Source organism: Sphingopyxis sp. GW821-FHT12F08 (assembly GCF_058806755.1).
The window spans coordinates 374,280-398,147 of record NZ_JBXAQA010000002.1 but is presented as its reverse complement, the minus strand read 5'-3'; the positions used below and the strand labels follow the sequence as shown (position 1 = coordinate 398,147).

Sequence of the window (23,868 nt, the reverse complement as noted above, 5' to 3'; positions counted from 1 at the left end):
ACCACATGGTGGGAAAGCGTGGCGGTCACCATGGCGGCGTCTGTCCTGTCAGCGCTTGATCTTGCTGGTGTCGAAAGTGCCGAGACCGGGCTTGAAGGATTTTTCGTCGAGGAACTGGCGGGTCGCTTCGTGGCGCGCCTCGACCCCGCCGAAATTGTGCAGCGCCTCCTGCGCGCGGATCAGATAATCCTCGGCATTGTCATAGGTCATTTCGGTCATCCGGCGCACCGCCCATTTGGTCGCGCGCAGCGCGTGGCCGTCCTTCTTGGCCAGCGCCTCGGCGATTTCCAGCACGCGCGCCCGCAACCGGTCGGCGGGGACCGCCTCGGTCACCAGCCCCTGTTCGGCGGCCTGGATGCCGGTCAGATTTTCGCCCATCATCGCATGATAGATCGCCTTGCGCAGCGGCATCAGGTCGGCGACGACCTTCGACGCGCCGCCGCCGGGCAGGATGCCCCAGTTGATTTCGGACAGGCCGAACTGCGCATCCTCCGCCGCGACCGCGATGTCGCATGCGAAGAGCGGACCATAGCCGCCGCCGAAGCACCAGCCGCCCACCATCGCGATCGTCGGCTTTTCATACCAGCGCAGCCGTTCCCACCAGCTGTACGCCTCGCGCTGGGCCTTGCGGATGGCGCTCAGGCCCTGCTGCTCGGTCTCGCGGAAATATTCCTTGAGGTCCATGCCCGCCGACCAGGCTTCGCCTTCGCCGGCCAGCACAAGCACCTTCACATCGTCGCGGAATTCCAGGTCCTCGATCACGCGCTTCATCTGGCGGTTGAGCTTGGGGCTCATGCAATTGCGCTTTTCGGGCCGGTTGAAACGGACCCAGGCGATGCCGTTTTCGACGGTGAAGGCGACGGTTTCTTCTTCGGTGCGTTCGCTGGTCATGGATTGTCCTTCGATTAGATGGGGAAATGGCCCGGCTGGGTCTCGATCGTGATCCAGCGGGTTTCGGTGAAGCTGTCGATGCCCTGCCGGCCGCCAAAGCGGCCGTATCCCGATGCGCCGACACCGCCGAAGGGCATCTGCGCCTCGTCGTGCACGGTGGGGCCGTTGACATGGCAGATGCCCGACCGGATCTGCCGCGCGACGCCCAGGCCGCGCGCGGTATCGCGGGTGAAGACCGCGGCCGACAGGCCATAGGCGCTGTCGTTGGCGATACGGATCGCATCGTCTTCGTCGCGGGCGCGGATCATTGCGACGACAGGGCCAAAGCTTTCGTCGCGATAGATCGCCATCGCGTCGGTCACGCCGTCGACCACCGTCGCGGGCATCAGCACGCTGTCGGCCGGGCCGCCGCTCAGCAGCGCCGCGCCTTTGGCCAGCGCGTCGGCGATCAGGCTGTTGACGTGATCGACCGTCTTTCGGTCGACGACCGCACCGAGCGGCGTCCTGCCCTCGCGCGGGTCCCCGGTCGCCAGCGACTGTGCCTTGGCGGCGAATTTCCCGGCAAAGGCGTCGGCGATCGCATCGACGACGATGATCCGTTCGGTCGACATGCAGATCTGGCCCTGGTTCATGAAGGCGCCGAAGGCGGCGGCTTTGACCGCCTCGTCGAGGTCGGCGTCGGCGAGGACGATCAGCGGCGCCTTGCCGCCGAGTTCGAGCAGGCAGGGTTTCAGATGGTCGGCGGCGCGCCGCGCAATGATCTTGCCGACCGCGGTCGATCCGGTGAAGTTGATCCGCTTGACCTCGGGCGCATCGATCAGCGCGCCGACGACCTCGCCGGCATCGGCGGGCGCGTTGGTGACGATATTGACGACCCCGTCGGGAAAGCCCGCCTCGGCAAAGGCTTCGACGATCAGTTCATGCGTGCGCGGGCAGCTTTCGCTGGCCTTCAGGATCACGCTGTTGCCGCAGGCGAGCGGGACGGCGATGGCGCGCACGCCGAGGATGATCGGCGCGTTCCATGGCGCGATGCCGAGGATGACGCCGACCGGCTCCTTGAGCGCCATGGCGAGGCAGCCGGGCTTGTCCGACGGGATCACTTCGCCCGCGATCTGGGTGGTCAGCGCCGCCGCCTCGCGCACCATCGACGCGGCGAGACCAAGGTTGAACAGCGCCCAGCCTTTCGTGGCGCCGATCTCGCCCATCATCGCCTCGACGAATGCGTCGGCGCGTGCCTCGAGCGCGGCCGCGGCCTTCATCAACACGGCGCGGCGGGCGTTGGGGCCCATCGCGGCCCAGGCGGGAAAGGCGGCCGCGGCGCGCGCGGCGATGGCCGGAATATCGGACGGCTGCATCGCCGTCGCGGTCGATGCAATGTTCCCCGTCAGCGGGTTGATTCGCTCGAATTCCATCCGATCCTCTCCTTGATTGCTATACCCTATAACGATGCAGATTGCTATGAGCAATAGCATTTGCTAGGCAGCGATCATGCAGGATCCACTTTCCGCCTTGCCCGGCTATCTATTGCGGCGCGCATCGGCTTCGGCGCTGGCGGATCTGAACCAGCGGCTGGCTGAGATCGACGTCAATCATACCGACGTATCCTTGCTGATCCTGATCGGCGCGAACCCCGGCGTCACGCAGAGCGACGCTGCGCGCATGCTGGGAATCCAGCGCGCCAACATGGTCGGCTTGATCGCCCGGATCGAAGGACGGGGGTGGCTGCTGCGCGAGCGGGTCGACGGGCGGTCGCAGGCGCTGTCGCTGTCGCCTGCCGGGGATCGGATGCTGGAGCGGGCATGGGCGATCGTACGCGCCTTCGAGGCGAAGCTGGTCGAGCGTGTGCCGGTGGAACTCCAGCCTCATCTGGTACCGATCTTGCGCCATCTTTGGGGCGAGCGCGGCTAGGTTGTATCGACATTCAGCCCATGGCGGCCTGCAAATGGCGATTTCCCGTGCTTCCGGTGCTCACGTACAGAAGTACGCTGCGCTCCGGGTCACGAAAAATCACCATTTTCGACTCACCCTGAACTGAATGTCGATACAACCTAGGGTCCGACCTGATCCGTGGCGGCTGGGGTTTTGCGGTACGGCCATCCCGCGATCAATGCGTCGAGGCTTTTCAGCGCAATCGAATCGAGGTCGAACAATTCCGCGAGCAGGCGGGCGTAAGGCACATGGGCGAAGGTCGACCATCCGGTCATCAGCGCCTGGACGGCGGACTGCAACTGCACCGCCTCGTCGGGCGGCAGGTCCAGCCCTTCCAGCCGGGTGCGAATCAGCGCGGCGGTGCGTTCGAACTGGGTCTCGTCGATTTCCGTGGTCGCGATCAGGCGACTGAAATCGCGCACTTCATATTGGGTTTGCCACAGGATCAGGCCAAAGCTTCGCATCCAGCTGCGCCAATCCGGCTCGGCGGGAACCGCGCCGATGACCCGGCCGAACACCGCCTCCATCATGCCGCCGAGCAGCGCATTTTTATCGGGTACGTGCCAGTAAAGCGACGGCGCCTGCACCCCCAGCCGCTTCGCCAGCCGGCGCAGGCTCAGCCCGTCCACCCCCTCTTCCTGCAACAACAGCAGGGCCTCGGCGATGATCAGGTCGCGGCTCAGTTTTCGGTCTTCCATCATACTCCCATTGACCAATTCGCGGCGCTTGTCTAACACTGTAATCTTACAGTGTTAGACTGATGGACAGGGAGAGGGTCGTGGAGATACGCCGGTTGGACGTGCCGCCATGCATGGTAGGCGAGGGGCCGGTGTGGGACGTGGCCTTGCAGGCGCTGTTCTGGATCGACATCCTGGGCCGCAAGGTTCACCGGCTCGACCCGGCGAGCGGTGTGGTGCGCAGCTGGGACGTGCCCGACATCATCGGGTCGATGGCGGTCGCGGCCGACGGGCATGCCATTGTGGCGCTGGCCGGCGGCGTTCATCGACTCGATTTCGACAGCGGCGAATGCACCCCGCTCGCGACCAGCCCCGACCTCGACGACCAGGTCCAGCTTGCCGACGGCAAGGTCGACCGTCGCGGACGCTTCGTCGTCGGATCGAGCGACCGCGGGATGAAGGAAGCGCGCGGCAAGCTGTATGCGCTCGACCCCGGCGCTGCGGCATTGCGCGCGATCGACGACGACATCTTTCTGTCCAACGGACCGTGCTGGTCGCCCGACGACAGGATATTTTACCACGCCGACAGCATCCGCAAGCTGATCTATGCCTATGATTATGACGTTGCGGCGGGCACCGTGTCGAACCGCCGCGCTTTTGCGAGCACCGAGGACCTCGGCGGCATACCCGATGGCGCGACGGTCGATGCCGACGGCCATGTGTGGAGCGCGATCTGCGAAGGCGGCAAGCTCGTCCGGTTTGCCCCTGACGGCCGTATCGACCGGCTGATCGACATGCCGGTAAAGCTGCCGGGAAGCGTGATGTTCGGCGGCCCGAACCTGGACCTTCTGTATGTGCCGTCGCTCAGCCCGGCCTTTCTCGGCCGCCCGGCCGAACCGCTCGACGGCTCGACCTTCGTCATCGAGGGGCTGGGCATCCGCGGCCTTGCGGAACCGCGGTTCGGCGCATGAAGGGGCCGATGCCGCTGCTCTTGGTGATGGTGTTCCTCAACATCGCCGGGTTCAGCCTGATCCTGCCGCTCCTGCCCTTCTACGGCCGGGCGTTCGAGGTCTCGCCCTTCGCTATCGCCTGCCTGTTCGCCGCCTATTCCTTCGGCAGCATGTTCGGCGAGATTTTCTGGGGGCGGCGTTCGGATGCCATTGGCCGCAAGCCGGTGCTGGTGCTGACCACCGCGTGCGCGGCGCTCAGCTATGTCGCTTTCGCCTTTGCACCCAGTCTCGCCGCCGCCCTGCTGATCCGCATCGTCAGCGGTTTTTTCAGCGGCACTTTCGGTGTTGTGCAGGGGGTGATCGCCGACATCACGCCACCGCAGGAACGGGCGCGGAACATGGGCTATTTCGGGGCGGCCTTCAATCTTGGCTTTGCGACCGGCCCGGCGATCGGCGGGTTGCTGGCGGGCGACGGCGGCGGGCTGGGGGCGTTTCACCCACCGATATTCGCCGCGGCGATGCTGGCGGCCTGCGCATCGGCCTGGGCCTTTTTCGCGCTGCCCGAGACGCGGCCCGTCGCGGCGAGCGTCCGTGCCGCGCCCGGCTATGGCGAGGCGATCGCCTTTGTCCGCGGCCAGCCGCTCCTGTGGCGCCTGTTCCTGATCGCTTTCTGCGGCATCGCGGCCTTTGCCTCGATGGAGGCGGTGTTCGGATTGTGGAGCGCGCGGAATTTCGGCTGGACCGCGCATCAGGTCGGGCTGACCTTCCTCGCGGTCGGCGGTGCCGGGCTGACGGTGCAGGCGCTGATGATCGGCCCGCTGGTCGCGCGTTTCGGCGAAGCGCGAGTGATCGCCGGCGGATTGGCCTTGCTGATTGCGGCGATGCTGCTCATCCCGCTGCTGCGGCATCCGGCTGCGTCGGTCGCGCTGATGGCGCTGCTGATGGCCGGCCACAGCCTGGCATTCCCCAACGCCGGTGCGCTGGTGTCGCGCCGGACGCCCGCCGACCGCCAGGGGAGCGTCATGGGCCTGAACATGGCGTCGAACGCGGCATCGCGCATCGTCGCGCCGCCGCTGTTCGGTCTGCTGTACACGCTCGGGTCCGATTGGCCCTATTATCTGGGCGCCCTGATGATCGCGGCGATGCTGCCGGTCGCCTGGGGCGTGGTGCGCATCACACGGCAGGAGGCCAGCATATGACGGGTTTCGATCCCGGCGCCTGGCGCGCCTTTGCCGCTGCGATCGGCAGCCAGTGGGTGATGACGCGCGACGACGACCGCCTCGCCTATAGCGACCATTTCGCGGCCGACGAGGAAGCCCATCGGCCGGCGGGCGCGATCGCCCCGGCCAATGCCGAGGAAGTGCGCGAACTCGTCCGCATCGCCAATCGTTACCGCGTGCCGCTGTGGCCGATCAGCCGCGGCAAGAATTTCGGCTATGGCGGGCCCGCGCCGGTACTGAAGGGCACGGTGGTGCTCGACCTGTCGCGGATGAAGGCGATCGAGTTCGACGCCGAAAACGGCACTGTGCTGGTCGAACCGGGCGTCGGCTTTTTCGACCTCTACGATTATCTGCAGGCGAACAAGCTGCCCTATTGGATGTCGGTTCCCGGTAACAGCTGGGGCTCGGTCGCCGGCAACGCGCTCGACCGCGGCGTCGGCTATACCAGCTATGGCGACCATGCGGCGCGCATCTGCGGGCTGGAGGTGGTGCTGCCCGACGGCGATCTGGTGCGCACCGGGATGGGGGCGCTTGCGGGATCGAAGACCTGGAACCTGTATCGCAACGGCTTCGGTCCGGGCTGGGATACGATGTTCTGCCAGTCGAATTTCGGCATCGTCACCAAATTGGGTCTCTGGCTGATGCCCGAACCCGAAGCGGTGGCGGGCTATGACTATGAATTCGACAAGCCCGACGATCTCGGCTGGGCGATCGACACGATCATGCCGCTGCGGCGCCAAGGGCTGATCCAGCAATCGCCGAGCATCGGTAACTGGCTGCGCTCGGCGGCGGTGATGACGACGCGCGATCAGTGGACCAAGGACAAGGGGCCGCTGGACGAACGCGTCGTCGCGGCGATCCGCGACAAGTTCAGGATCGGCTGGTGGAGCGTGCAGGTTCGCTTCTATGGCCACCTCGACGTCGTCGAGGCTTCGATGAAAATACTCGACCGCGCTTTCGACAAAAAGCCGATCCAGTCGAAAAGGCCGGCGCTGTGGAAGCGCGGCGATCCGTCCGAAGGATCGCCGGTGACCGGCGTCCCGGTGACCTTTCCGCTCGCCAACGCCAACTGGCATGGCGGGCGCGGCGGGCATATCGGCTATTCGCCGGTGCTGCCGCCGCGCGGCGACCTGGCGATGGACCAGTTCAGGCGGACCTACGCGCTCTATCGCAAGTTCGGCATGGATTATCACGCCAGCTTCGCGATGAGCGAGCGCAGCCTCGTCAACGTCAACCAGCTGCTCTACGACAAGGATAATCCCGACATGATGGGCCGCGTCGACGCGATGTTCCGGGCGCTGGTCGCCGATGCGAGCGCGCACCAATATGGCGAATATCGCACCCATATCGACTATATGGACCTTGTCGCCGACAGCTATGACTTCAACGACCATGCGCTGCGCCGGCTGAATATGCGGGTCAAGGACGCGCTCGACCCCAACGGCATCCTTGCGCCGGGCAAGAGCGGCATCTGGCCGAAGGGGGTGCGGCCGTGAGCGGGGCAGGGCGCTTTGCCGGCAAGACCGCCCTCGTCACCGGCGCGGCGAGCGGCATCGGACTCGCGACCGCGCAGGCATTCGGCAGGGAAGGCGCGAACGTCGTTCTCGCCGACCGTAACCTTGCGGGTGTCGAAGCCGCCGCAGCCGCGATGGCGAGCGCGGGCTGGGTGGCGAGCGCGGTCGGCGCCGATGTGGCAAGCTTCGCCGACTGCACCGGCATGGTCGCGCATGCCGTCGACCGCTTCGGCGGGCTCGACATCGCGGTCAACAATGCCGGGATCCCGTCCGCCATCGGCGGCCGCTTCGACGAAGTGGCGATCGACGACTGGCGGCGGATCATCGACGTCAATCTGTCGGGCGTGTTTCTGGCGATGAAAGCCGAGGTTCTGGCGCTGCGCGCGCGCGGCGGCGGCGCGATCGTCAACACGGCGTCGGTCGCGTCGATCGTCGCGGCAAAGGGCATGCCGGCCTATGTCGCCGCGAAACATGGCGTCGCGGGGCTGACGAAGGCCGCCGCGCTCGACCTGATCGACGAGGATATTCGCGTCAACGCCGTTTGCCCCGGCATGGTCGGCACCGCCATGCTGCAACCGTTGCTCGACGATCCGGCCCTGGCCGCGCATCTTGCCGCCTCCGCCCCGATCGGACGCGTCGCGTGTGCCGACGAAATCGCCGCCGCCATTCTGTTCCTCGCATCGGATGCGGGCAGTTATTGCGTCGGCACGCTGCTGACGCTCGACGGGGGAGTGACATTGTCATGAAATGGGCGGTTCCGCTGGCGCTCGCGGCTCTGCTGGCAGCCTGTTCGTCGGACGAAAGGCAATCCCGACAGGGCGGTGACGAGAAGGTGGCCAATCCCTTCCGCGGGATGATTCAGGACCGGACGGCCACGTCGCCCGATGCCGCGCTGTTCGTCGAGAAATGCGGCATGTGCCATCGCCAGTCGGGGATGGGCACTGTCATCCTGGCGCGCCGGATGGATCCGGCGTTGGCGATGCTCGAAACCCGCGACGACTTGACCGCCGATTATGTGACGACCGCCGCGCGCCAGGGGATCGGCAATATGCCGCGGATCGGCCGCGGCGAAGTCAGCGACGAACAGCTTGCGCGCATCGCAGACTATCTGGCCAAGGCCGCTTCGGGCCAGACCATTCCCTGAACATCAGGTTATGAGCGGCAGGCGAACGGTGAAGACCGCACCGCCCGTTGGAGCATTGATGGCTTCGATGACCCCGCCGAGCGACTCGACGTTCGACTGAACGATCGCAAGACCCAGCCCATGGCCGATACCTGCGCGTGGTTCCAGATCGGGATTTGCGCCGCGACGGAGCGGCTCGAACAGTCGCGAAACGATGGCCGGGTCGATACCGGGACCATGATCGCGAACGGCCAGTTCGGCGATGTCGCCCGCGCGGCGCAGCGATATTTCCGCCCCGCCGCCATGGCGCTGCGCATTGACGATCAGATTGTCCACGACGCGCATGAGGTCGACCTGATTGGCCGTCACGACCAGTGGCTCGACCGTAAGAATATGGACGGGCGCCTCATTCCTGTCGAGCGATGCGACCCGCTCGGCAACCAGCATGTCGAGCGCTACGGGCTCGATACTGCGATCGTGCCCCCTCGCAAATTCCAGCGCGGCGGCGATCAGCTTCTGCATCTCCGCAATGTCGGCGTGGGCATCCTCGCGTACCGGCTCGGATAACGCCTCGATACGAAAGGCGAGCCGGGTGAGGGGCGTTCCAAGGTCATGGGCGATACCGACCAGCAGCTCGGCGCGGTTCGTGACGAGCGCGGCATGCCGCCGCCGCATTCCGGCGATCGCTGCGGCAAGCTCGCGCACTTCGATGGGTGAAGCGGGGTCGGCGCGAAAAGCCGGGCCGTCGATGCCCGTCTCCCGGGCGTCGGCCGCGAGCTGCCGCAGCGGGCGCGTGATCGAGCGAACGATGAACAGGCAGACGCCGAACAATATGGCGCCGGCCAGCACCAGCCAGCCGAATGTCGTCACATGCCAGCGCGTTATCAGCGGCGGCGGCGGCAGTAGCGCGATGCGCCAGCCGTCGCCGCTGCGAACCGCGAGCGAGAAACGGTCGCGTAGCTCGCTGGGGATGCCGCCTGCCTCGCGCGGCCCCGGTGCAAAGGCCGAGGTGCAGAACCGGACGTCGCCCTCGGCCAGGCCGAGCCGCAGGGCGAGTGCCGCGGCGGCGGCGGCATCGCAGCGCTCGCCTGCGTCCGGCGACGGCAAGGCTCGGGCGTCCATAAAACGAACATCGCGCATTCCCGGCCCGACGGGCGCGCCCGGATTGTCGAGCACGGCAAGCACATCGGCGGTCTGCACCGGCGGGCGGAAAGGCGGCGGGCTGTAGAAGGTCACCGCGATGGACACGAACCCCATGATCAGGATCGCCGCCAGCACCAGACCCGAAAGGTGGAACAGGATGGTCCGGCGCGCGCGCATTTCTAGTCCGCCGGCTGTGCGGGAACTGCAAGCTGATAGCCTTCGCCGCGCACCGTACGGATAAGGTCGCGGCCGCCGCGATCGCCAAGCTTGCGGCGCAGGCGGCTGATGATCGCGTCGATCGAACGGTCGAACACGTCGGTTTCTTCTCCCGCCGTCGCCGCGATCAGCCGGTCGCGGTCGGCGAGCCGGCCGCGCTGCTCGACGAGCGCGAGCAGGAGCCGGAATTCGCCGGTCGTGAGCGCGACCTCGCCGCCGTCCGGTGCGGTCAAATGCCATTGCGCCGCGTCCAGCCGCCAGTCGCCGAACACCCACACTGCGCCGCGATCCTTCTGCGTGTCGCGAACCTTGCTGCGGCGCACGAGCGCGCGAATGCGCGCGAGCAGCTCGCGCGGGTTGAAGGGCTTGGCGAGATAATCGTCGGCGCCAAGTTCGATGCCGACGATCCGATCGACGTCATTGCCGAGCACCGACACGAGGATGACCGGTGGCCGGTCGGCGACCGGCAGTTTGCCGAGCGCGGTCAGCCCGTCCTCGCCCGCCATCATCACGTCGAGGACGATGGCGTCGAAATGGCCGGACTTGAGCTGGGCGTATAGGTCGGCGGCGCCTGCGCCGGTCGCGACCTCGATTCCGTGCGCGGACAGAAATTCGGCGGTGAGCGAGCGGATCGCCGCATCGTCGTCGACGATCAGGACGCGTGTGGTCTGGTCCAAGCCCTCGTCTCCGCCGCTTTTCGCTTCATTCCCGCCCTGCCTATCAGAAGGGCAGGGAGGAATGAAGCGCTCGCGGGGGACGAGAGCGGACGGCTCAGGTGGCAAGGCCCACTGTCGCCGTTGCGGTGTAGCCGTTGGTGACATCGCCGGCCATCGCCATCGTCATCACCGTCATCTGCGCCGAGCTGTTGTCGCCGAACACATTGTCGCTCGCGATCGAGGTCGACCGATAATTGGCCTGGCTCGTCGTGTAGCCGGTGGCATTCGCGTAGACGACCGTGCAGGCATCGGCCGACAGCGCGAATTGCGAGATCAGCCGCGCAAAGCGGCCCCCCGTCGCGTTGGCGGCGTTGGTAAAGACCTCGAAATGAATGTGCGGATAGCGACCCGCGTAGCAGCCGGGGAAGATGGTGGTGAAAGTGACCTGGCCGTTGGTATCGGTGATTTGTAGCCCCCGCAAATAGCTTTCGCTCGGCAGGTCATAGAGTGAATATTGGCCGGCTCGATCGCAATGCCAAAGATAGATGGCATAGCCCGCCAGTGGCGCGCAGCTGTTGTTCGAATCAAGCAGCGTGATGGTGAAAGTCACCGGAACGCCGGGTGCCGTGGTCGTTGAACCGATAAAGCTCGACCGGATATCGCTGCGCGTAATTCCGGTGACCGTGAGCACGTTCGAACTGACCCCGGGCGACGTATTGGTGCCGTCGGCGGGATAGGGGCCGTTGGTTTCGGTGGCATAGGTGGTGCAGGTCGACGTCGGCGTGGGGGTCGGTGTCGGCGTCGGCGTCGGTGTGGGCGTCGGTGTCGGCGTGACGGTGACGGGCGTCGTCGTCGTGCCGCTGTCGGCGCTGCCGCCGCCGCAGCCCGCGACGAGCGCGGCGCCGCCGGCCGTGAACATCAGCCCCAGGGCGCGGCGCCGGCCGAGGCGAAGCTTCTCGAGCGCCTCCATATCCTCGGCGAAGCCGCCGTCGATGTCATGAGGGTCGGTAGGCGAAAAAGCAGTCGTTTGCGGGCGCATGGGGGAGCCTCTAGCTGTTGAACTCGCCCGCCTGATATTCCGGCGATCTTGCGCGCAAATCTCACAACATTGCCGCAATGTGACGGGCCGCGCGATTTCGAGCGCGCAGAAATTCTCCTTGCGCCGGGGTCGGGACAGCCGAATGCCGAAGGCCGCGTACCGAAGACGGGTCGCCGGATCAGGGTCGTGGCCGCCGATGTCTGGGCCGAGAACAGCTTGGGACAGTGCGGCAGGTCGCCGTCATCCAGGGCACGATGATCCCCGTGTAACGGCACGCCTGACCGCTGCCGGCGTTGCTACCCGTTCCGGATCCGGAACGAATGCATCACGCTTTTGATGCCTTCCATATCTCGACTTTTCCCGCATTGCCGTCCACGCGAACCCAGTCTCCGGTTTCGATGAGGTCAAGCGGATCGCGGTCGAGATCCGTGATGCTCGGCACGCGCATCACGACCGCGCCGAGCGCTACCTTGGTGGTCGTCACGTTGAACAGCATCGCTTTTGGCGCCACCCCGGCAAGCCGGGCCATGTGGAAGATCGACGACCAGCCCGACGAGCCTTTTGCCCCCGGGAATACAAGAATCTTGCCGGCAAAGCTTTGACCCTTCAACTCGTGACGGCTTTCGATGATGGTGCCGGTCATCGCGTGCACGCCGCCCCAGCCCGAGATGGTCTCGCGCGTGACCAGCGCTTCGCCCTCCGCCACGCCGCCGACCACGGCGCGGCCGGTCAGGACGATGTCGGGTTTCGCAAGCGTGTCGACGCTCATTGCAGCCGTCCCTTCCACTTTGCCGTGCAGGCGGCGTCGATGCACTCCTCGGTCGTCCCGTACCAGCCTTCGATTCCCATCATGGCGGGGAGGTAATGGACCTGCTTGGCGCTATCGAGGGCGGCCACTTTCGTGCCGGGCGGGATCGCCTGGCTGATCGCCGAACAGGTGTCGGTCATCAGATAGGCGCCGGCGTCCTGCAATATCTTCGTATAGCCATTGGCGTCGGCGGTCGCTTTGACCGCCCGGCTGGTGAAGACCCAGAGCGCGCTGTTGGCGTGGACGTTGCGTCCCTCGATCAGATGGGCGGCATGGGCGATCTGCTCGATCGAATAATGCGGGCAGCCGAGCATGACATAGTCGACATCCTCGCTCTGTCCCACGCTGTTCAGCGTCTCGTAGATGCGCCTCCGGGCCGCCGCGTCATAGACGAAGGTTTCGCCTTTCGCCGCGCCGCCAAAGGCGCGCTCCACGCTGGAAGCTTCCGGGGTGATGCCGACCATATGGTACATTTCCACCCCGCCCGAGGAGGCGGCGGCGGCCCCGAAATGCTTGTGACGGATCAGGCTCGGCTTTGCGATCGACCCGGCGATCACCGGAATCGTATCCTGGACCACATCCCCGACGAAATAGCCGAGCATGCCCCAATCGAACACATCCTCGATCGGCACCTCGACCTTCACGCTGTGCTGGCCAAGGCGATAGTCGTCGCGATGGAAGCCCCAATCGGGGATGCGCTTGGCCAGCATCGCGGCGCTGGTCGATTCACGGCCTTCGCAGTTCGTGCGCCCGCCGATCACCGAATTGCAGAACACCACGGCCGAGCTTTCCATCCACGCGCAATGCTCGCCCATCACCGGCACATTGCCCGCGATATAGGGCGTGCAGGTCTTGAGAATCTGGATGCCGTGCGCCGCGGTCTCGCGTTCGTCGGACATGAAATTATCATGCGCCTCCTGCGTCATGCCCTGTTCGGCCCAAAGCTCCGGATCCATGCCGCCCTGCAGATGGCAGGAATAGGCGTTCATCCGCGGCACATCGACCACCTCGTCGGCGTCGAGATCGAATCTGGAGAACACCGCACGATAGTCCCCGCCATCGTCCTTATAGTAATTTTTGAGCCACGGAGGCGCCGATCCCGGCACGCCCGCAACATTGTTGGTCTCGACGAAACGCTCGGCGCCCAGCGCGTCGGCGTAGCGGGTCAGCAGTTCCATCGCCTTGGCCACCGCGGCACCCTGTTCGCCGTCAAGCATCGCCTGCTCTTCGCGGGTCAGCGTTACCATGGGGAATGTTCCTTATTTGATAGAAAGCTACATATCATGTTGGAATCCGGTTCTTGCAAGCCGGCGCATCAGCGCATTTCGTCGAGGCGGCGCAATATCTGCGACATGACCCCGATCGTGATTTCCAGCTTGTCGGGATCGATGTCGTGGAGAAGCTCGGTACGCAGGCCGTTGGTCACGCTCATGATTTCGCGGATCACCTTTTTGCCCTTTGACGTAACCTTGTTGACGGTAACACGGCGATCGGCTTCGCTTTGCTGGCGTTCGATGAGGCCGTCCTGCGCCAGCGTATCGAGCATGCGCACCATCGTCGGCCCTTCGACGCTGATCAGGCGCGCGAGTTCGCCCTGCGTCAGCTCGTCGCCGGAAAACGCGACAAGGAACAGCGTTTCCCAGCGCGCCATCGTCTGGCCCAGGCCTTTGACGCGGTCGTTGGCAATCTTTCGCCAGCGCCGCGCCGCGACGACGATTGCCCGCGTGGTGCGGAAATAGATATCGTCGTCGGTGCCTTCTTCGAACTGGCTGTGATAGCTGATCAGGTGACGTTCGGCCTCGTCGAGGGGATAGCCGCCAAATGGCGCGGTCGCGCGGCGCGCCTGTTCGGCCGGCACCTCGCGCTCGGGCGCGGCTTTGGGGCCGCGCTTCTGCTCGGATCGCGGGCCGTTGCGTCCCTTCGCGCTCATGCAGCTATCGCCCGGCGATGACAATTCTTTCCCCGCATATCCAATTCATAGCGCCCATCCCGTTCGGAAGACAAGGCGGAGGCGTGGGGCGCGTCAGGCATCAAGATCGGTCAGCACGGCGCCCGACGCCATCGATTGTACGTCGCGGCGATAGATGCCGAGATAGCCGTCCGCGGGAACGGGGTAGACGTTGCCCGGCGCCGACCGGCGTGCGAGCTCGTCGATCGGTACATCGAGATCCAGCCGGCGCTGTGCCACATCGATCACGATCCTGTCCCCGTCTCGTACCTTGCCGATGGGACCACCCGCCGCACCTTCGGGCGAGACTTCGGCTATCGTCAGCCCCTTGAGGCACAGCCCCGAAAGCTGGCCGTCGGTAACGAACGCGACATCCTTCGCAAGGCCCGCCGCATCGATCGCGAACAGCACGATCGACGCGCCGCCGCCCATCGCCGGCCCGCCCTTCAATCCCTGGCCGTGCAGCACCAGCACGTCGCCCTTTTTCAGCTCGCCGTCGGCGATCGCCTTCATCGCCGACGCGGTGTCGGCGAACACGCGCGCGGTGCCATCGAAGGATTCGGGGCGCGATCCGTCGCGTATGCCGAGCTTGACCACGGAACTTTCCGGGGACAGCGAGCCCTTGAGGATGGCGATGGAGGGACCGTCGGAGATCGGATTGTCGAGCGGACGGATGATGTCCGCGTCCGCCACCGCGACATCGGCCAGGTCTTCACCCAGCGTCTTGCCGGTGCAGGTGATCACTCTGGTATCGATGAGCGGGGCCAATTGCTTCAGCATCGCGCGTGCGCCGCCGGCGTCCTCGAACTTTTCGATGCGGACCGGGCCATTGGGACGAACCGCCGCAAGGGTCGGTATCTTTTGCCCCATTTCTTCCCAGATCGCGAAGATGTCGAAGCCGGTCTTCCCCTCGGTCGCGGTCGCCTGCAGATGCTTGATCGCGTTGATCGATCCCGAGACGCCCAGCACCATGGCCGCGGCGTTCCGGAACGCGCCTTCGGTCATGACCCGTCGCGGCGTCAGCCCTTCGCCGACCATTTCGACGATGCGCGCGCCCGCCGCGCGGGCGGCGGCGAACATCTTGTCGCTATTGGCGCGAACCGGCGCGGACCCCGGCATGCACATGCCCAGCGCCTCGACCACGCAATGCATGGTATTCGCCGTCGCCATGCCCGCGCACACGCCGGGGCCGCGGATCGCCTGTTCGGCCATCGCGTCCATGCTGTGCTTGCCCGGTTTGCCCAGCGCGGCGCCGACGCCGCCCGAAAAGAGATCCTCGATATCGACATGGTCGTCGCCGATCATCCCCGACGCCTGATACCCGCCGATCACTAGCAGGGTCGGGATATCGAGCCGCATGGCCGCCATCAGATGGCCGGGCGGCGTCTTGTCGCACGACGTCAGGCACACCATGCCGTCGAGCATCGCGGCTTCGACCTGCGCCTCGATGTCGTTGGTGACCAGGTCGCGGGCGGCAAGAATATAGCTGCCCGATTTGCCGGCGCCGGTGATGAAATCCGAAGGCGCGGTGGTCCGCACCTCGAACGGAATGCCGCCCGCGGCGCGGATCGCTTCCTTCACCACCTTGGCCACACCGTCGAGATGCGAGAAGCAGATCGCGAGTTCGGAGGATGAATTCACCACGGCGATTTTGGGCTTGAGCATGTCCGCCTCGGTCAGGCCGAGCGCGCGCCAATGGGCGCGGCGAACAGGGGAATTGAAGGCAAGGCTGCGGAGGGTCATGAAAATACTTTCCTGGTTAAGATGCCGGAACCGCGCTCGGGACCGGAAGGTCGGGGACAGCCGATCCGCGGCGGCGGACGATCAGGCCGATCCCGATGGCGCACGCTGCCAGCACCGCCGGGCAGATCGCCAGGATCGCGTAGCTGCGTACGATCGGCAAGCCGCTGGACAGAACGAAGGCGCCAATGATCGGGCCGGAGATGCCGCCGATCTTCGCTATCGATGTCGCCCAGCCGGCGCCGTTCGCGCGGATGGCGCTCGGATAATAGATCCCCGCGATCGAGAGGATGCCGAAATGCGCGCCGCCCACGAAACTGGTCGCGATCAGCGAGATGACGAGGAATATATTCTGCGACATCGGCACCAGCCCGACCAGCAGCAGGACGGGAAACGCCAGCAACGGATAGACCGCCACCGCAAACGGCCCATTCTTGTCCGTGAAGCGCATCAGCAGCAGCCCGAAGACGGCGCCCAGAATGCCGCCGAAGGACGATACATAGGCGGCCGTCGATCGATCGAAATTCAGGTCCTCATAGACGATCGGACCCCAGTTCGCCTTGAAATAGACCGCGAGCGTACTGGCGATATAAGCGAGCCAAAGGAGCGGCGTCAGCCATTTGAGATCGCCCAGGAACAGCTTGTTCACGCTGAACTCGCCCTTCACCTTGATCTCGTCGCTTACGGTAAAATCATCTGCCGCGGTTGCACCCAGCGCGGGATCGACCTTGTTGAGCGTCGATGCAATGAGGTCGGGCTTTATGCCCTTGCTCGCAAGGAAACGCACCGACTCCGGCAAGCCCCAAAGCAATGCGACCGCGCACAGCAGCGTGCCCACGCCGCCGAAAATGAAGACCGCTTCCCAGCCATATTGGGGCGCCAGCCAGACGGTCACCGGGCCCGCCAGCGCCGTGCCAAGGCTGTAGCCGACCATGATGATCGTCACCACGGTCGAGCGCATCCGGTTGGGGACATATTCGATGTTCAAGGCCCAGGCGAGCGGCAACATCCCGCCGATCGCAAAGCCGTCGAGAAAGCGTAGCACGAGCAGCGCTGCATAGCTTTGCGCGAAGGCGGTTGCCGTCGTCAGGACACCGAAGGCGAACGCCGCGGCGATGATCGTCCGCCGCCGCCCGATCCGGTCCCCGATATAGGCGAAGGCGAAGCCCCCCAGCATCATGCCGAACAGCCCGGAGGAAAAGACATTGCCGAGCATGATCTTGTCGAGGCCCAGCTCGTCGCGCATGTAGGGCGCCGTGAAGCTGATCATCATCATGTCGAAGCCGTCGAACACGGTGATGAGCCATGAGAGGATGATCAGCTTATAGTTGAACGGCCCCAGCTTGCGCCCGTCGATGAACGTTGCGATGTCGATGGTGCGCGGGGCGCTCGCCATGATCCTAACCCTCCAGATTGTGCCTCAGGCGGTTCTTGAGTGCCGCCATGTCGATCTGATGCACGCTGCCCGATCCGGCAAGCGTCAAGGCATGCGCGGCGGCCGCGCCCATCGCGATGCACGGTCCCATGACGCGGACCGATGAAAGCGCGGTCGAGTCCGCGTCGATGCAGCGTCCCACCGCAACCAGATTGTCGGCGCCCGCCACCGTGAGCGACCCCAGCGGCACGGTATGGACATGGTCCGGCCCGAACACCTCCCAGACATAGCCCTCCTGGTTGTGATGCTGCTCCAGCGGCCACGAGCATCGCGCGATCGCATCGTCGAATTTCTTCGCCCCACGCACTTCTTCGGTGGTCAGATGGTGCGTGCCGACGATCCAGCGCGTCTGGCGAATGCCGGGCAGACCATAGGCGCGGATCTTTGCCGTGCCGAACGCTTCGGGAAATTCATTCTGGAGGAAGACGAGCGTGCGGTCCGCCTGTTCCTTGCCGTCGATCTGCTTGGCGGCGGCGTCGAACGGATCGAGCGGGGTTTCGATATGCGTCATATTGACCATCGCGACATTGCGGCCAGGGAATGTCGCGGCGAAACCGTCGCGCCGCATCATGCCGTATTTCTCGCCCTTTTCCGCAATGCGGGCGGCCATCGTGTCCCAATCGGGCTTCTTGCTGTCGTCGAAATCCTCGATAATCAGCATCTGCGACCCATAGATCTGCCCGGTCTTCTGGACACGGCAATCGAGCCCCGCCTGCCAGGTGATCGCGGCGTCGCCCGACGCGTCGATAAAGCCGTTGGCGGTGATCCGCACATCGCCATGGCGCGTGGCGATATCGAGCGATGCGACGCGGCGTCCCTCCATATTCACGGCGCGGATGATCGCCCCGGTCAGCGGCCGGACGCCGGCTTTCAGGATTGCATTCTCCATCCACCGGCCGAGCGCGACTTCGTTGTACATGACGGTCTTCATCACCCCGCCCGCGATGACATGCGCGTCGCCGGTGGCGCCGAGATCATGGATGATGTCATCGGCTATGCCGTGCGTAAGCTGGGTTCCATCGGGTCCGGGCGTGAAGAGCCCGCAAAACATGCCGATGATCGAATTGACCGCCTGGCCGCCGAGCGAGGGAAGGCCGTCGACCAGGATCACGCTGTTGCCGGCGCGCGCCGCTTCGATCGCGGCGGACGCCCCCGATGCGCCGGACCCGACGACACAGATATCGCACGAGCGCTCCAGGACCGGCGGCTGGTCCTTGCGCGAAACGATGCGTGTTTCCGGGTCGAAGGGGCGGTCGAGCATGAACTATCCTTATATTAACTGGAAAAATGGGCCGCGCCCGTTCGCGGGCACGGCCCAGGGGAGGCCATCAGAAATTCAGTCGCACGCCGGCCTTGAAGGTCTGGCCGACCGGGTTGAAGATGACGTTGTTGCCGGTGCCGTTCGCACCGGGAACCCGCGGCGGATCGACATCGAAGATATTGTCCGCACCGGCATAGAAGGTGAAGACATCGTTCGCCTTGTACGTCGCGAGCAGATCGACATAGGTCTTGGACGGAACCCGGTTCGTGTTCGAACTGTTGGGCAAGGTGATGGCATAGCCATCCTGCTCCGCGCCGATGAACGCCGCGTTGTAGAAGCCGGAATCGATGTAGCGGACGTGTCCGGTAAGCGAGAAGCTGTCGTTATATTTCCATGTTGCCAGCAGATCGACCGTCCAGTCCGGAATGCCTGGCGGCGTCCCGGCGCGAAGCCCCGTCTGGCCGGCGCGCTGGGTGGGGCCGATCGCGTCCACCGTGATCAGGTCTTTCACATAGGACACCAGAATGCGGGTATCGAGTTCGCCCAGTCCGCCCAATGGCTGGCGGTAGCTCAATTCGGCATCGACGCCCCGGCTGATCAGCTTGTTCACATTCTGGAAGGTATCGACGATGTTGATGATCGGATTGTTGCCGACATTGCCGTCGCCGTCGGTATTGGCCGGATCGCGCGTGATCAGCGAGCAGCTGAGCGTGTCCCCCTGGAAACAGCGGGTGACGATATTCTGCTGTCCCAGCGTGCTGATCGCGTCCTCGATCTTGATGTCATAATAGTCGATCGAGGCGCGGAAGCGGCCGAGAAAGCCGCCGCGCGGCTGCAGCACCACGCCGACGGTGAAAGTATCGGCCTTTTCCGGGACAAGACTGCCGTTGGACCCGAGCGTGATCGGGGCTACGGCCTGGAGACCGCCCCGCGCGGGATCGGTCAGGATTCCCTGCACGCGGAGCGTGGGGCCGAACAGTTCGGATACGTTGGGTGCGCGAATGTCGCGCGAACGCGTGGCGCGAAAGCGGATGAATTCCGCGGGTGCCCAGACGCCGCCGACCTTCCAGGTTGTGACATTGACCGTCGAACTCGGCTGGAAGTCGCTCGATCGCTTATAATGTGTCCGGCGCACCGCGCCGCTCAGACCCAGCTCGTGGAAGAACGGCGTGTCCCTGAGCAACGGGATTTCGGTTTCGGCATATCCCTCGGTCACATCGATCTTGCCGGAGATGAAGGAGCCGTTGCCCGAGAAGAACTGGTTGGCGAGCGAAAGGGGATCGGCCACGCCGTTGACCTTGTCGCTCCGGAATTCGCCGCCGACCGCAACCGCCACGGGGCCGCCGGGCAAATCGAACAGCTCGCCCCGCACGTTGGCGGCCAGCACATGCTCGGTCGTCTTGTTGGTCTGGAAACCATTTTCCGTGACATAATCGCGCGCCGCCGCAAAGGTCGGGCCATTGGCATAGCCGAACGGGTTGAGCGGAACGCAGGCCGCATCGTCGTTGGTGGTGACGGCGTCGGCATTGACACGGCACACGATCTGCCCCGCGCTGTTGCGCACCGCGTCCACGGCTTTCAGCACGCGCGCCGCGATGCTGCCATTGGTCGTATCGCTGCGGAACTTGTTGAGGCCGAACTGATAATAGGCGTCGAAGTCCCAACCACCGCCGATGTCATATTCGACCGACGCGACCGCGCGATAGACATTGTTCCGGATGCGGATGTCCGCCTGGCCGACATCGTCGAAGCCCTTGCCCAGCGTGAAGGATGCCAGGCCGCTCGCGGCAAGCAGCGTCGGAATGTCCAGCGTCGGATCGGCCGACCGGGGCAGGAACGCATTGTCCGCCATGATGGTGATCGCGGTGTTGCGATAGGCGACGCCGCGATGGCGACCGGTGAGATGACCGTAGCTGGCGTTCAGGCCGATCTTGAGGTCGTCGCTCGGCTCCCAGCTGAGGTTCGCCATCGTCGAATAGCGCTCGGTCGGCGAGACGATGTACAAGCCCTTGAAATAGATGTTTTCGCCATCGCCGTTGCTCTCTCCGCCGACCTGGTAGAGATTGTTCGCCATGGTTCCGAACTGGAAGCGGCGGGGCGTGCCGTCATTGTTGAACGTGATACCGTCGATCGGGCGGAGAGCGGGCAATAGTCGACCGGCATAGGCCGCATTCGGCGGCGTGGTGACGCCGTTATAATTGGCCGTCCATGGAATGACGTTCGAGAGGATGTTGTTCGCCGGAAGACTCGTCAGGCCCGGGTTGCGACCCCAGTTCAGCCATTCTTCCCGGCACCAGTCACGCTCCGGACAGCCGCCGACGCCGCGGCTTTTTTCATATTCGCCGCCGATGACGAGGTTGGCGTTGCCGCCAAGCTCGAAGCCCGCGGCCGCACCGAACTGCGTCGTGGAATTGTCGCCATATTTCGAAATTCCTTGCTGGGCGGTCACGCGAAAGCCCTCGAGTTTTTCGTTGAGGATCAGGTTGACCACGCCCGCAACGGCATCGGAGCCATAGACCGCGGACGCGCCGCCGGTGACGACCTCGGCGCGCGACAGCAGGATGGACGGGATCATGTTGGTGTCGACGGTCGATTGGGTGGTCGAAGGCACGAAGCGCTTGCCGTCGACCAACGTGAGCGTGCGAACCGAGCCGAGCCCGCGCAAGTCGAGGATGCGGCCCCCGACATAACCCGCGGCGGCGCTGAGGCCGGACGACGCCGGCGTCTGGGTGGCCCGGAAGGAGGGAAGCTCGTTGAGCGCGTCGCCGATATTGCTCGACCCTCGCGCCTCCAATCGGTCGGCGCCGATCACCGACACCGGCGTCGGCGCGTTGAATCCCGTCGCAAGTCGCGACCCGGTCACCACGATGGCCGCGTCTTCCTCCGCGGTGCCGTCATCCTGCGGCTCCGCCGTTGCGGGTGCAGCCTCCTGCGCCCAGGCTGGAATGGCCCAAAACGACGCGACAAATGCTGCCCCCAAAGCGACCCGACTCGCGCCCTGGCCCATGGCCGATCGACCGAAATTCCCCACTTTCATCCTTCTCTCTCCCATTTGGACGATCTCATGCCGCCAATTAGTAGTAAGGTATCTATATCTGATTTTATATAGAAAGCTACCATTTATTCGGCGCACCGGATAATCTATGGAATTGGCTCACAACATATGGAAAAATAAGTGAATTTCTAACGGCCTCCCCTGATCGCTCGACGCCGATCCGAAAATTCGCTTCTCGCGCAGGCAGTCCGGTGCAGGCGGAACTCTTTCCCCGCTGCTGCGCTATCCCGGGCGATGGAACTCAACGCGCCGATACTGGTCCACTGGATCGACCTCGACCTGCTGTCGCGGCTCGGGGTCGCGGCGGTGCTGGGGCTGCTGCTCGGGCTCGACCGCGAGGTGCGCGGGAATGCGGCGGGGTTTCGCACCCACGGGCTGATCTGCTTCTCGGCCGCGGCGATGACGGTGTCGATCATTTCGCTTTATGGGCAGATCGGCGGCGACCGGTCGGATCCTTTGCGCATCTTCGAGGCGACGGGCGCCTTCATCGGGATCATCGGCGCGGGGCTGATCGTGTTCAGCAAGGGCGAGGTCAAGAACCTCACCACCGCGGCGCATCTGTGGCTCGCCGCGGTGATCGGCATCGCGTGCGGCGCGGCGCAATGGCCGCTGGTCGCGATCGCGAGCGTCATCAGCGTCGTGATGCTGACCGTGCTGGGCTTCGTCGAAAGCTTCTGGGAACGCCGGCGCAAACCCGACGACGAGTGAAGCGGCTCAGGCGTCGTTCGCCGCGGCCAGCTTCGCCGCGCGGATATCTTTCTTCAACACCTTGCCGACCTTCGAGCGCGGCAGGTCGGGCCAGATTTCGAGCTCCTTGGGCGCCTTGACGCTGCCGATCGCGGCCTTGACCGACGCGATGATGTCGGCGGGGTCGGCGTCCTGCCCGGCGCGCAGCTGGACCACCGCGCAGACGCGCTCGCCCCATTTGTCGTCGGGCAGGCCGAACACCGCGCCATCCTGCACCGCGGGATGCGCGAGCAGCGCCGCCTCGACCTCGGCCGAATAGACATTGAAGCCGCCGGTGATGATCATGTCCTTCGCGCGGTCGACGATGAACAGGAAATTGTCGGGGTCGAGATAGCCGATGTCGCCGGTGCGGTGCCAGCCGTTCGCCGTGGCTTCCGCTGTCGCCGCCGGGTTCTTGTAATAGCCGTCCATGACGAGGCTGCCCTTGACGACGATCTCGCCGCGCTCGCCCGGCGGCAGTTCGCGGCCTTCGCCGTCGAGGATTGCGACGCGGACGAGCGGCCCCGGTCTGCCCGCCGAGGACAGGCGATGCCGCGCGACCGACCCGTCGGGGTTCAGATGATCCTTGGGCGCCATCATCGAGATCATCATCGGCGCCTCGGTCTGGCCGAAGAGCTGCGCCATCACCGGGCCGAGCTTGCCGATCGCCTCTTCGAGCCGCGCGGGGGAGATCGGTGCGGCGCCGTACCAGAAGCAGTGCATCGCCGAGAGATCGGTCGCGGGCAGCGCCGGGTGGTCGAGCAGCATGTAGATGAGCGTCGGCGGCAGGAATGTATGCGTCGCGCGGTGGCGCGAGGCGAGCGCGAGGAACTCGCCGATGTCGGGATAGGGCATGATCACCACCTCGCCGCCATGCGCCATGATCGGGAAGGTGAGCACGCCTGCCGCATGGGTCAGCGGGGCCATCGCGAGATAGACGGGGCGGCCCGCGAACGGATAGCCCATCAAGGTCAGCGCGGTCATCGCCTCGAGATTGCGGTTCGTCAGCATCACGCCCTTGGGGTGACCGGTGGTGCCGCCGGTGCCGGGCAGCATTGCGAGATCGCTGACCGAGGCTGCGGCGAAGGGGGAATCGTCGACGTCCGCGAGCCATTTGTCGAGCGACGGCGCGAACGGCTGATCGGCATCAAGGCAGACGAGCAGGGTCAGCTTGGGCAATTGTCCGCGCAACTCGTCGACGAGGTCGGCGAACTTGCTGTGGAAGATCAGCGCCGTGCAGTCGAAATTGTCGAGCACATAGGCGTTCTCCGCCGCCTCGTTGCGCGGGTTGATCGGGCACCAGACCGCGGCGGCGCGCGAGATGGCGAAGACGCAGGCGAAGGCGGTGGGATCATTGCCCGACAGGATTGCGACATGCTGGCCCGGCAGGATGCCCGATGCGTGGAGCCCGCGCGCGACGCGGTGTGTGAGCGCCTGCACCTCGGCGTAGGACAGGCTCTGCCCGTCCATCGTCAGGCAGGGGGCGTGAGCGCCCAGCGACGCCCCCTTGTCGAGCCAATCGACCAGCCGCATCGCG

General features: G+C 65.2%; 21 protein-coding genes. 7 read left to right on the top strand and 14 right to left on the bottom strand.

What is annotated here, in order from left to right; all coding sequences use genetic code 11:
* Window positions 1-48 precede the first annotated feature (48 nt).
* Together AC1RNQ_RS06725 and AC1RNQ_RS06720 are read right to left on the bottom strand one after the other, a co-directional pair.
* Entirely contained in the window at window positions 49-891 is an 843-nt protein-coding gene (locus tag AC1RNQ_RS06725) for a p-hydroxycinnamoyl CoA hydratase/lyase (RefSeq protein WP_493169910.1), read from the bottom strand.
* Window positions 892-905: 14 nt separating this feature from the next.
* Window positions 906-2,303 carry an aldehyde dehydrogenase gene (locus AC1RNQ_RS06720; protein WP_493169908.1) on the bottom strand — a complete coding sequence of 466 codons (1,398 nt, stop codon included), beginning with the start codon at window positions 2,301-2,303 and terminating at the stop codon, window positions 906-908.
* A 76-nt stretch (window positions 2,304-2,379) separates the two neighbouring features.
* Here AC1RNQ_RS06720 and AC1RNQ_RS06715 point away from each other — a divergent pair, with 76 nt between their 5' ends.
* A complete protein-coding gene (locus tag AC1RNQ_RS06715) occupies window positions 2,380-2,799 on the top strand; it encodes a MarR family winged helix-turn-helix transcriptional regulator (protein WP_493169906.1) in 420 nt (139 codons plus the stop codon).
* 140 nt (window positions 2,800-2,939) lie between these two features.
* Here AC1RNQ_RS06715 and AC1RNQ_RS06710 read toward each other — a convergent pair whose 3' ends face one another.
* On the bottom strand, window positions 2,940-3,518 hold the full coding sequence (locus AC1RNQ_RS06710; RefSeq protein WP_493169904.1) for a TetR family transcriptional regulator: 579 nt from the start codon (window positions 3,516-3,518) through the stop codon (window positions 2,940-2,942).
* An 80-nt stretch (window positions 3,519-3,598) separates the two neighbouring features.
* On the opposite strand from AC1RNQ_RS06710, the gene AC1RNQ_RS06705 reads away from it, so the two are divergent.
* From AC1RNQ_RS06705 to AC1RNQ_RS06685, 5 genes are read left to right on the top strand one after another with little or no spacing between them, the layout of a single operon-like run.
* Window positions 3,599-4,468, top strand: a complete 870-nt coding sequence (locus AC1RNQ_RS06705; RefSeq protein ID WP_493169902.1) for an SMP-30/gluconolactonase/LRE family protein — start codon at window positions 3,599-3,601, stop codon at window positions 4,466-4,468.
* Window positions 4,469-4,476: 8 nt separating this feature from the next.
* Window positions 4,477-5,646 carry an MFS transporter gene (locus AC1RNQ_RS06700; RefSeq protein ID WP_493169901.1) on the top strand — a complete coding sequence of 390 codons (1,170 nt, stop codon included), beginning with the start codon at window positions 4,477-4,479 and terminating at the stop codon, window positions 5,644-5,646.
* Window positions 5,643-7,163, top strand: coding sequence for an FAD-binding oxidoreductase (locus AC1RNQ_RS06695; RefSeq protein WP_493169899.1), 1,521 nt, complete (start codon window positions 5,643-5,645; stop codon window positions 7,161-7,163). Before AC1RNQ_RS06700 ends, AC1RNQ_RS06695 begins: the two co-directional genes overlap by 4 nt.
* Window positions 7,160-7,927 (top strand): SDR family NAD(P)-dependent oxidoreductase, encoded by a 768-nt coding sequence (locus tag AC1RNQ_RS06690; protein ID WP_493169898.1) that lies wholly within the window; start codon window positions 7,160-7,162, stop codon window positions 7,925-7,927. Before AC1RNQ_RS06695 ends, AC1RNQ_RS06690 begins: the two co-directional genes overlap by 4 nt.
* On the top strand, window positions 7,924-8,325 hold the full coding sequence (locus AC1RNQ_RS06685) for a c-type cytochrome (protein WP_493169897.1): 402 nt from the start codon (window positions 7,924-7,926) through the stop codon (window positions 8,323-8,325). The genes AC1RNQ_RS06690 and AC1RNQ_RS06685 overlap by 4 nt, the downstream gene beginning before the upstream one ends.
* A gap of 3 nt (window positions 8,326-8,328) precedes the next feature.
* Here AC1RNQ_RS06685 and AC1RNQ_RS06680 read toward each other — a convergent pair whose 3' ends face one another.
* The 10 genes from AC1RNQ_RS06680 to AC1RNQ_RS06635 form a co-directional block, all read right to left on the bottom strand.
* Window positions 8,329-9,624 carry a sensor histidine kinase gene (locus AC1RNQ_RS06680; RefSeq protein ID WP_493169895.1) on the bottom strand — a complete coding sequence of 432 codons (1,296 nt, stop codon included), beginning with the start codon at window positions 9,622-9,624 and terminating at the stop codon, window positions 8,329-8,331.
* A gap of 2 nt (window positions 9,625-9,626) precedes the next feature.
* Window positions 9,627-10,340 carry a response regulator gene (locus AC1RNQ_RS06675; RefSeq protein WP_493169894.1) on the bottom strand — a complete coding sequence of 238 codons (714 nt, stop codon included), beginning with the start codon at window positions 10,338-10,340 and terminating at the stop codon, window positions 9,627-9,629.
* 94 nt (window positions 10,341-10,434) lie between these two features.
* Window positions 10,435-11,358, bottom strand: a complete 924-nt coding sequence (locus AC1RNQ_RS06670) for a dioxygenase family protein (RefSeq protein ID WP_493169892.1) — start codon at window positions 11,356-11,358, stop codon at window positions 10,435-10,437.
* 325 nt (window positions 11,359-11,683) lie between these two features.
* On the bottom strand, window positions 11,684-12,127 hold the full coding sequence (locus tag AC1RNQ_RS06665; protein ID WP_493169891.1) for an aconitase X swivel domain-containing protein: 444 nt from the start codon (window positions 12,125-12,127) through the stop codon (window positions 11,684-11,686).
* Entirely contained in the window at window positions 12,124-13,413 is a 1,290-nt protein-coding gene (locus AC1RNQ_RS06660; protein WP_493169889.1) for an aconitase X, read from the bottom strand. Before AC1RNQ_RS06660 ends, AC1RNQ_RS06665 begins: the two co-directional genes overlap by 4 nt.
* A gap of 68 nt (window positions 13,414-13,481) precedes the next feature.
* Complete coding sequence (locus AC1RNQ_RS06655; protein ID WP_493169888.1) at window positions 13,482-14,096, bottom strand: MarR family winged helix-turn-helix transcriptional regulator; 615 nt, start codon at window positions 14,094-14,096, stop codon at window positions 13,482-13,484.
* Between the two features lie 93 nt (window positions 14,097-14,189).
* The gene (locus AC1RNQ_RS06650; RefSeq protein ID WP_493169887.1) at window positions 14,190-15,857 is read right to left on the bottom strand and encodes a dihydroxy-acid dehydratase domain-containing protein; all 1,668 of its coding nucleotides are present in this window, start codon (window positions 15,855-15,857) and stop codon (window positions 14,190-14,192) included.
* A gap of 16 nt (window positions 15,858-15,873) precedes the next feature.
* Window positions 15,874-17,250 (bottom strand): MFS transporter, encoded by a 1,377-nt coding sequence (locus AC1RNQ_RS06645; RefSeq protein WP_493169885.1) that lies wholly within the window; start codon window positions 17,248-17,250, stop codon window positions 15,874-15,876.
* A gap of 4 nt (window positions 17,251-17,254) precedes the next feature.
* Complete coding sequence (locus tag AC1RNQ_RS06640) at window positions 17,255-18,550, bottom strand: FAD-dependent oxidoreductase (protein WP_493169884.1); 1,296 nt, start codon at window positions 18,548-18,550, stop codon at window positions 17,255-17,257.
* A 67-nt stretch (window positions 18,551-18,617) separates the two neighbouring features.
* Complete coding sequence (locus AC1RNQ_RS06635; protein ID WP_493169883.1) at window positions 18,618-21,413, bottom strand: TonB-dependent receptor domain-containing protein; 2,796 nt, start codon at window positions 21,411-21,413, stop codon at window positions 18,618-18,620.
* A gap of 426 nt (window positions 21,414-21,839) precedes the next feature.
* Between AC1RNQ_RS06635 and AC1RNQ_RS06630 the strand changes: the two genes are divergently transcribed.
* On the top strand, window positions 21,840-22,313 hold the full coding sequence (locus AC1RNQ_RS06630; RefSeq protein WP_493169882.1) for an MgtC/SapB family protein: 474 nt from the start codon (window positions 21,840-21,842) through the stop codon (window positions 22,311-22,313).
* A 6-nt stretch (window positions 22,314-22,319) separates the two neighbouring features.
* On the opposite strand, the gene AC1RNQ_RS06625 is transcribed toward AC1RNQ_RS06630, so the two are convergent.
* Window positions 22,320-23,864, bottom strand: a complete 1,545-nt coding sequence (locus AC1RNQ_RS06625) for an AMP-binding protein (RefSeq protein WP_493169880.1) — start codon at window positions 23,862-23,864, stop codon at window positions 22,320-22,322.
* Window positions 23,865-23,868 lie beyond the last annotated feature (4 nt).